Raw genomic sequence first — 243 nt, 5'->3', positions numbered from 1 at the left:
CGGTTGGTCCGGGCCTGCACAGCCGCGATCATCGCCCGCGCGCCTGCGGCGTCGGTCGCGCCCACGCCGATCGAACCCAGCCCGCCTGCATTGGACACCGCCGCCGCCATGTCCGGCGTCGACACCCCTGCCATCGGGGCCTGAATGATGGGAACAGTCAGCGACAGGCGTTCAATCAGGGTCATGCGGTGCAGTTAGGGTCCGCTTCGCCCCATCGCCACCGCCTGCGCCCCTTTATTAGGC

At 69.1% G+C, this 243-nt stretch carries 1 protein-coding gene; it reads right to left on the bottom strand.

Annotated elements, in window-relative coordinates; all coding sequences use genetic code 11:
• Positions 1-185: nitronate monooxygenase (locus tag ACM0OT_RS23855; protein WP_414566850.1), on the bottom strand; the 185-nt coding region annotated here is incomplete at its 3' end.
• Positions 186-243: the final 58 nt, after the last annotated feature.

It is taken from the genome of Anabaena sp. CCY 9613, from assembly GCF_963920895.1.
In the GTDB taxonomy this organism is placed as follows: Bacteria; Cyanobacteriota; Cyanobacteriia; order Cyanobacteriales; family Nostocaceae; genus Cyanocohniella.
Note: the sequence above shows the minus strand (reverse complement) of the source record. Positions and strands in the feature narration are given on the sequence as shown.